The 8,512-nt window shown below is 58.5% G+C and carries 9 protein-coding genes; 7 read left to right on the top strand and 2 right to left on the bottom strand.

Annotated elements, in window-relative coordinates:
* The 4 genes from A8V01_RS29045 to A8V01_RS25490 all read left to right on the top strand — a co-directional run.
* Positions 1-265 (top strand): hypothetical protein (locus A8V01_RS29045; RefSeq protein ID WP_211295191.1); only part of this gene is annotated, 265 nt, incomplete at its 5' end.
* Between the two features lie 27 nt (positions 266-292).
* Entirely contained in the window at positions 293-1,711 is a 1,419-nt protein-coding gene (locus tag A8V01_RS25480; protein WP_103099065.1) for a DUF7125 family protein, read from the top strand.
* 43 nt (positions 1,712-1,754) lie between these two features.
* Positions 1,755-2,123, top strand: coding sequence for a response regulator (locus A8V01_RS25485; protein ID WP_103099066.1), 369 nt, complete (start codon positions 1,755-1,757; stop codon positions 2,121-2,123).
* A gap of 170 nt (positions 2,124-2,293) precedes the next feature.
* Positions 2,294-4,903: a PAS domain-containing protein gene (locus A8V01_RS25490; RefSeq protein ID WP_103099069.1), complete on the top strand. Its 2,610-nt coding sequence runs from the start codon at positions 2,294-2,296 to the stop codon at positions 4,901-4,903.
* Positions 4,904-5,164: 261 nt separating this feature from the next.
* Here A8V01_RS25490 and A8V01_RS25495 read toward each other — a convergent pair whose 3' ends face one another.
* Positions 5,165-6,070, bottom strand: a complete 906-nt coding sequence (locus A8V01_RS25495) for a sigma-70 family RNA polymerase sigma factor (RefSeq protein ID WP_103099067.1) — start codon at positions 6,068-6,070, stop codon at positions 5,165-5,167.
* Between the two features lie 159 nt (positions 6,071-6,229).
* Here A8V01_RS25495 and A8V01_RS25500 point away from each other — a divergent pair, with 159 nt between their 5' ends.
* The 3 genes from A8V01_RS25500 to A8V01_RS25510 all read left to right on the top strand — a co-directional run bounded on the left by A8V01_RS25500 (position 6,230) and on the right by A8V01_RS25510 (position 7,944).
* On the top strand, positions 6,230-6,691 hold the full coding sequence (locus A8V01_RS25500; protein WP_245892830.1) for a carboxymuconolactone decarboxylase family protein: 462 nt from the start codon (positions 6,230-6,232) through the stop codon (positions 6,689-6,691).
* A 113-nt stretch (positions 6,692-6,804) separates the two neighbouring features.
* Entirely contained in the window at positions 6,805-7,125 is a 321-nt protein-coding gene (locus A8V01_RS25505) for a YybH family protein (protein WP_211295192.1), read from the top strand.
* Between the two features lie 186 nt (positions 7,126-7,311).
* Positions 7,312-7,944, top strand: a complete 633-nt coding sequence (locus tag A8V01_RS25510) for a tyrosine-type recombinase/integrase (RefSeq protein WP_103099068.1) — start codon at positions 7,312-7,314, stop codon at positions 7,942-7,944.
* Positions 7,945-8,059: 115 nt separating this feature from the next.
* On the opposite strand, the gene A8V01_RS25515 is transcribed toward A8V01_RS25510, so the two are convergent.
* The coding region (locus A8V01_RS25515) for an NAD(P)H-dependent oxidoreductase (protein ID WP_211295193.1) at positions 8,060-8,512 on the bottom strand (453 nt) is incomplete at its 5' end.

The following is an 8,512-nucleotide window of genomic DNA, read 5'->3' on the forward strand; positions in this document are numbered from 1 at the left end:
AGAAAGGAGAAGCCAGCATCTTGAACCCGCCGTTCAACGGCAGCACATAAACCACACCCACCCGGGTCACTTCTCAATGGAAACCCCGGGTCACTTCTCAGTGGCAATCAACAGTAACCATCCCGATCTGTTCCAAACTGTCGTCAACAAGCCTTGCGACAAGGAAATGGTCCTGACAGGAATCCGCGACCTTATGAAAATTGCTAAAATCGAGGAAGGATCGAGCTTTCGCTTTACCCGGCGGGCGGGAACGGTAGGAGCATAACACGACCGCTCCAGGAGATACCCACCAATGCAGCACGCACACCGTCTAACGAGCGGGATAGACGGCCTGGACCAGATTTTGGCGGGCGGTTTCATCTCCGGCGCTTCCTACATCATCCAGGGGCAGCCGGGAGCGGGCAAGACAATCCTTTCGAACCAGATCGCCTTCGCGCATATCGCGGGAGGCGGGCGGGTGCTCTATGTAACGCTCCTGTCCGAAAGTCATGAGCGGCTGTTCCAGACCATGGATCCGCTGGCCTTTTTCGACCGCTCGCAGTTGGGTGCGGCGATCACCTATATCAGCGTCTTCCAGACTCTGCGCGACGAAGGGCTCGATGCCGTCGTCAAGATGTTGCGCAAGGAAACCAAACGTCAGGACGCCACTCTTCTCGTGTTTGACGGTCTGCTTAACGCACGGGATCGCGCCGACACGGACTTCGACGTCAAGACCTTCGTCGCGGAGGTGCAGGGTCAGGCTGCCTTCGTTGGCTGTACAGTGCTTTTCCTCACCAGTTCCAGTGTGACCGATCTTAATCCCGAACATACGATGGTCGATGGCGTGATCGATCTCACCGATACGCTTGCCGGCGTCCGCACCGTGCGCGAGCTGCAGGTCCGCAAGTCGCGCGGCAGCCGGGCGCTGGGGGGCCTTCACAAGTTCGAAATCAGCGATGAGGGCATCTCCGTCTACCCCCGAATCGAGTCTCTGCCTGCACGGGTCGAGGCCAGCGTCCGGGCCGAGAGCAAGCTCAGCATCGGCGTTCCTGGGCTCGATGCGATGCTGGGCGGCGGCCTTCCTGAAGGTTCGATCACCTTGCTGGCCGGCCCTTCCGGCAGTGGCAAGACGACCTTGGGCATTCATTTTCTGTCGCAGGCAAGCGATGCTGAACCCGCGCTTCATTTCGGTTTCTTCGAAACGCCCGATCGCCTGCGCACGAAAGCGGCGGCTCTCGGCATTCCCCTGGCCGATCAGGAAGGCCGGGTCCTGACAATCGAACGCATGCCGCTCGCGGACAATATCCTGGACAAGCTGGCCCATAAGTTGCTGGATCAGGTACGCTCGCTCGGTATCAAGAGGCTGTTCATCGATGGCTTGGGCGGTTTTGAGCGCGCGGCTGTTCACCGCCCCCGGCTCATTGAGTTTTTCGCCTGTCTGATGGATCAACTCAGGGCCGAAGGCGTTACCACATTGGCGACGTGGGAAATCCGCGAACTGGTCGGTTCCGACGTCGCGGCACCAGCCAGGGAAATTTCCGCCATTCTCGACAATATGATCCTCCTGCGGCTCTTTGAGGAGGACAACCAACTTATTCGGGCTGTCTCTATCCAAAAGATGCGCGACAGCCATTTCGACACCTCGGTCCACGCGGTGGACTTCGCTCCGAACGGGTTGATGCTCGGCGGGGCGCTCAGTGCCCGCCAGGTGCCTCCCCATCCTCAACGCTAAGCGGCACACAGCCGTGGGGATGAACCCGGGGAGAAACTAGACTATGCCGCATATCCTCGTAGTGGACGACGAATTTCTCCTCGCCATGATGCTTACCGACATATTGGAGGACGAAGGGTACGAGGTGGACACCGTTTCCAACGGCGAGGCCGCACTCGCTGCGGTGCGTAAAAGACGGCCCGATCTAGTAGTCACCGACTTCATGATGCCCATGATGACGGGTCTCGAGTTCGCCGAGGCGGTGCGCGCAGATGCGGCTCTTGCAAACCTGCCGATTATTCTTGTCAGCGGCGCGCAAGGTAACATCGCCCGTGAGCGGCCCGAACTTTTTCAGGCGGTGTTCGACAAGCCCTACAGGAACAGCGCCATTCTGGAAGCCATCGCAAACCATGTTGCGACAGACCAGGAATAATGGCTTGCCACACTTCGAAACAATCCAAAAACTCTCCTCAGCCTCTCTTTACCCAAATCACTCGGTGTAGGTTCGCGACGTTCGCGACGTGCTTATTTGCTTAGTTTGCCCTATCAGGCTTGCGTTGCGCATTGGCGCAGCTGTCCCGCTGCACTCGTGAGGAAGCCAATTTGTCCGACCACGCCAACATTCCTCACAGTCGCTCTGGCAAGAGCGTCGCAGATGACGAACGTATTACCAGCGAATTGAGGGGGCTTGACCCTTTCACTGATCCGTTCGTCGCCGCCGTCCATTCGACCCGCATGCCAATGATCATCACCGATCCGAGGCTTCCGGATAATCCGGTGGTCTTCGCTAACGGCGCCTTTTGCAGGCTGACCGGCTACGAGCGTGATGAAATCCTTGGTCGCAATTGTCGGTTCCTGCAGGGCAAGGACACGGATCCCGAGACAAGGCGCAAGCTGCACCATGCGGTGGAGCAGGCCGAACCGGTTGAGGTGGATATCCAGAATTACCGAAAGAATGGCGAGCCATTCTGGAATCGGCTCCTCATGGCCCCGGTGTTCGACGCGGACCAGAGACTTTCCTATTTCTTCGCAAGTCAGGTTGACGTTACGCTTGAACGTGAGCGTCTATCCGGCCTGGAGCGCGACAATGCCGAGCTGATGGCGGAAGTGAGCAATCGTTTGCGTACCCAGCAGGAGCGCGAGCGCGAACTGGCGCTCGCATTGCGGGCAGGCGGTTTTGGTACGTGGAGCTTCGAGCTAGCCTCGCGGACGCTCACCGCATCGGAGGAGTGCAAGGCGCTCTTCGGCCGACCTCTAGATCAGCCCTTCTTGTTCGAGGATCGAATCGCGGCCGTCCACTCCGACGACCGCCGCCGGGCGATCGACAAGATGATCGAAGCTGGCTCGAAGGGCCGGGAATATCAGGAAGAATATCGCATAGTCTGGCCCGACGGCAGCACACGCTGGATTTCGTCGCGCGGACAGCCCTTCTTCGATGTCGAGGGCAAACCGCTGCGAGTTGCCGGAGTCTCGGTAGATATCACCAGTGCCAAGCGTGAAGAACTCAAGCGGCAGGCGCTGGTACGTCTTCATGACCTGTTTCGCGATCTCGATCATAGTGCTGACATATCCCATGCTGCGGCAGAGGTCCTGGGTGAGACGCTCGGCGTCAGCCGCGCGGGCTATGGCATGGTCGACCCTGTCAACGAAACGATCACGATCGAACGCGACTGGAACGCCGTCGGCGTCACCACCATAGCGGGCACACTCCAGTTTCGCGCGCATGGCACCTATATCGAGGACCTAAAGCGCGGTGAGACCGTAAGTGTCGATGACTCCCGCCTCGATCCGCGCACGGCTCAGACGTCGGCTGTCCTAGAAGCGATCAGTGCGCGCGCCTTCATCAACATGCCCCTTCATGAGCAAGGCGGGTTCGTCGCTCTGATTTTCGTCAACAACGAGGCACCGCGGCATTGGTCTGAAGACGATATCGCTTTCATGCGCGAAGTGGCCGAGCGCACCCGCGACGCTGTCGAGCGCCGCCGCGCCGAGCGAGAATTGGCGGATCTGGCCACATCGCTCGAGCGGCAGGTAGCAGAGCGCACAGCAGAATTGGTGGCCGCCGAAGATGCCTTGCGTCAGTCACAGAAGATGGAAGCCGTCGGGCAACTGACCGGAGGCTTGGCACATGACTTCAACAATCTCCTCACGGGAATCAGCGGTGGCCTCGAACTGATCAATTTGCGTATCGAACAGGGACGAGCCTCCGATATCGGCCGATACATGACCGCCGCGCAGGATGCGGTGAAGCGGGCGGCAGCACTCACCCACAGGCTGCTGGCGTTCAGCCGAAGACAGACGCTCGATCCCCGTCCAACCGATGCGAACAGACTGGTCAGTGGACTGGACGATTTGATCCGGCGAACCGTTGGTCCGTCCATCGTCGTGGAAACAAAGCTCGCAGAAGACCTGAAGTCGATCTTGGTCGACCCAAATCAGCTTGAAAACGCGATTCTCAACCTGTGTATCAACGCGCGCGATGCAATGCCCGATGGCGGACGTCTGATGATCGAGACGCAGGATTGCCGTGTCGATGAAACTTTTGGCCGCGAGCGCGACATTGATCCAGGCCATTATGTTTGTGTTTCGGTCAGCGACACGGGAAGTGGTATGGAGCCGGAGGTGATTTCGCGAGCCTTCGAGCCATTCTTTACGACCAAGCCTATCGGGAGCGGCACGGGGCTGGGTCTGTCCATGATCTATGGTTTCGCACGACAGTCCGGCGGCCAGGTCCGAATTCATTCCACACCTGGGCTTGGTAGCACCGTCACCATCTACCTCCCCCGCAACGGCCAGGCCGTCGAAGACGAAGCATCGCAAGGAGACCTTTCATCAGCACCGCGCGCAGAGGGCACCGAAACGGTTTTGGTCGTCGATGACGAGGCGACCATTCGCCTGCTCATCACTGAAACGCTTGGCGACCTCGGCTATTGCGCCATCGAAGCCCCTGATGGGCCGACAGCCATGGACATTATCGACCGAGGTGGAAAGATCGACCTTTTGGTGACAGACGTCGGCTTGCCAGGCATGAACGGTCGGCAATTGGCCGACGCGCTACGATCAAATCAGCCGGACCTAAAGGTGCTCTTCATCACTGGTTATGCTGAAAATGCTGTTCTAAATCATGGACATCTTGAAGTCGGCATGCAGATTATCACCAAGCCTTTCACGATGGAAGCGCTTGCGTCCCGGATAAAGGCGTTGCTTTCCTAGTTGCGAGGAGCTTTTCCTGAACTCAGATGCAGGTGTATGGGTTCTGCCAAAACCTAAAGCTTTGCGATTAGCCATAAAAGGTCGATAGTAATGTCGGCTATCGCCGGACCGCGGCTTTGAACCAGACAGTCGCCTATCGGCCAGTGGGAGCTCCCTCGCTGGCGTTACTGGATCGGAAGCAACGCGCCAATTCGAACTATCTAACAGAGATAATGCCGCAACTAAAATCAGACATTGGATTCTGACCATCCTCGGCGTGGGTTACTCATGCACCGGAGGAATGTGACCTAGCTTGTCAGGGTTGCGCACAATGTAGACGGCGGTAATTCTGCCCTCGTACATTTCGAGCGCGGTCGTCTGCAACAGGCCTGCACCGTCAATGCTGATATAGCCTGGCAGGCCATCGATCATCGCTGTGCGGATCAAAGTCGGTACAGGCGCATGCTTGCGGCGAAGTCCGGCGAACAACCGTAGCGCGTTATCGACCCCACGGACGACATTTCGGAAGGCAAGTACCTTGCCGCCGCCATCGGCATGGATCTCGACATCCTCCGCAAGTAACCCGGCCAGCTGGGCGGTGTCACCATCGCGTGCGGCGACGAAGAAAGCGCGAGCGATCCGATCTGCTTCCGTAGCCTTGACGGCGAAGCGCGGTCGCGCAGTTCGAATGTGTTTGCGCGCGCGCGATGCGAGCTGGCGGACTGCGGCAGGCTCCCGGCCTAGCGTCAGAGCCACTTCGGGCAAACTCATGTCAAAAACATCATGGAGAAGGAACGCGGCCCGCTCTAGCGGAGACAGCCGCTCCATGGCCAGCATCAGGGTGACGGTAATGTCATCAGAAATCATGACATCGGGTTCCACAGAGCCCAGAAGCGGGTCGGGCAGCCATGGACCGACATAGGTCTCGCGCTGTGTCCGCGCCGATTTCTGCCGGTCAAGGCACAGGCGCGTGACAATCCGGGTGAGATATGTGGTTGGATATTCTATTGCGCTGTCGGCGCGGGCCCAACGCAGCCAGGCGTCCTGCACAACATCCTCAGCGTCACTGAGAGAGCCAAGCATCCGGTAGGCGAGACGCAACAGTCGGCTGCGCTGCGTCGTAAATTCGTCGGAGCGCTGGGCGCTGTGCACCGCTTCCTGATCTATGGCGCTGTTGCGCGCTGACACTCAAACCTCCTGTGTTGTCATACCCACTAAACGAGCCAGCATGAGCAAGTGTGACATAGGTCCGGGGGAGCGGGGAAAAAATGTCTCGTCATGTCACACTTGACTGCTCTGCCTCGTCAAGTTCGCGAGCGTCGCCAGATGGCGGGCCAAGCGAAGGACATGATCATGAGCGAGAATAAACGGCTGATCTGGCACGAGGTCGCCCCGCAGGGGGCGAAGGCGATGTTCGGCATTCACCATTACCTGACGACGAGCACTGATCTGCCAGTAGAGCTGATTCATCTCGTTTTCCTGCGGGTTTCTCAGATCAATGGCTGCGCCCATTGCATCGACCTGCATACGCGCGACCTCCTCAAGACGATGTCGATCGACAAGATCGCGCTGGTGTCAGTCTGGGCGGAAGTGCCGCATCTCTTTCCGGCGGAGTATCGCGCAGCGCTGGCATGGGCAGAGGAGGTCACGCTGGTTACCGAAACGCATGCTTCTGACGAAGCCTATGCGGCCGCCGCTGCAGCGTTTGGTCCCAAGGATCTGGTCGATCTTACCATCGCCATCGCCGCGATGAATGCTTTCAACCGTCTTGGCGCACCGTTCCGCCTCCCTGTGAAGGCGCAGGCCTGACCATCTCTAAAAAGGAATACTTTCATGACTGCAATGCCCGCGCTTTCCCGCACGCCAGAGGGGATCGTTCCGTCGCTTCTTCAGCATTTCAATTCGATGGATGTCGACATCATGTGTGGTTCTATGAACCCGACGCTATTCTCGTCAGCGCAAATGGTGAGCCGCAGCGCGGCATTCCCGCCATTCGTGCTGAGCTCCTTGAATACTACAGTGTGCAACTGCCAATGGCTATCATAGCGCGGCACGTTTTTGTGGCGGACACAATCGCTTCCCTTGTGCTCGACTGGAACATCGTCGGGAAGACGCCAAGCGGCGATGATTTCCACATGGTCGCGACTTCGAACGACATCGCTCGTCGTGGAGAAGATGGCTACTGGCGCTACATCATCGACAACCCATTCGGGACGCAGGTTCGCAGTGTAGGCGGACTATAGGTATCGGGCTGGTGCTGCGCCTCGGTATCGCGAAATACGCGACCAGCCCGACTTTCTTCACCATCGGCGTAATAGTGGCAGCTATCCCCACCTTCCAAACGCGAACCAGACAGTCTCTTACCGGCCAGCGGCAGGTGCCCGTTCATCGTTTTCTCAATGGCCACTACCGGCCATAGGAGAAAACCAATGGGAATGTCTGAATATGACCCCGGAGCATACGATCGGCGAGCATGGAACGCTGGCCGCAAGGTTGGCGCCAAACGACCTCTGAAGCCGCGACAGGTTTGGGCGATTCGCTTCTTCCTCGACCAGCACCAACGTGTCCGGGATCGAGCACTGTTCGATCTCGCGATCGACAGCAAACTGCGCGGCTGTGACGTGGTCAAAATCAAAATCGGCGAACTTGTGGTCGGCGGTCAGATTCGCACGAGGGCCATCGTGATCCAGCAGAAAACGGGTCGGCCCGTCCAGTTCGAATTGACTGCCGACGCCAGGGGTAGCCTTTTGGCATGGCTGGACCGTCGAGGAGGTACTCTCGACGATTTCGCGTTTCCGAGCCGGATCGATCACTCTGCCCATCTGAGCACCCGTCAATATGCTCGACTTGTCGATGAATGGGTGACTGGCATTGGCCTTCGCCGCGAAGAATATGGCACGCATTCGCTCCGACGGACCAAGGCGTCGATTATCTACAAAGCGACGGGCAACCTTCGGGCTGTGCAGATCCTTCTCGGGCATACGAAGATCGAGAACACCGTTCGATATCTGGGCGTAGATGTGGAAGATGCCCTCACCTTGGCAGAAGGCACGGAAATCTGAGCGACTGGCTCCTCGTCATGGCGGGGAGCCAGATCGACAGTGATGCGCCCATTCCAGCCATACGCCCTCATCGCGTCTAAACCTGTAACCAGTCATTCGGTGGTCGGGACGACAATCAGGATTGAGGCGTGATTGCAATTGCGGAGTGGTCCGCTGCATTATCGACCGGGAGCCCAGCTTCCTTTCGCTCGGAGTAACGGTCGACGAGTTGCGCTGCGTACGGCCGCATGAGCACGGTGAAGCGCACCAGTTCCTCCATCACATCGACGATGCGCTCGTAATAGCTCGACGCCCGCATCCGGTCGTCCTCATCGAACTCCTTGTAGGCCATCGCCACCGACGACTGGTTGGGGATCGTGAACATTCGCATCCATCTGCCCAGCAGGCGCAGCGAATTGACGGCGTTGAACGATTGCGAGCCGCCAGACACCTGCATGACTGCAAGCGTGCGGCCCTGCGTCGGCCGCATCCCGCGCATCTGGAGCGGCAGATGATCGATCTGCGTCTTCATGATGCCGCTGATCTGGCCGTGCCGCTCCGGGCTGCACCAGACCATGCCTTCCGACCA

It is taken from the genome of Novosphingobium guangzhouense (assembly GCF_002896965.1).
GTDB lineage: Bacteria > Pseudomonadota > Alphaproteobacteria > Sphingomonadales > Sphingomonadaceae > Novosphingobium > Novosphingobium guangzhouense.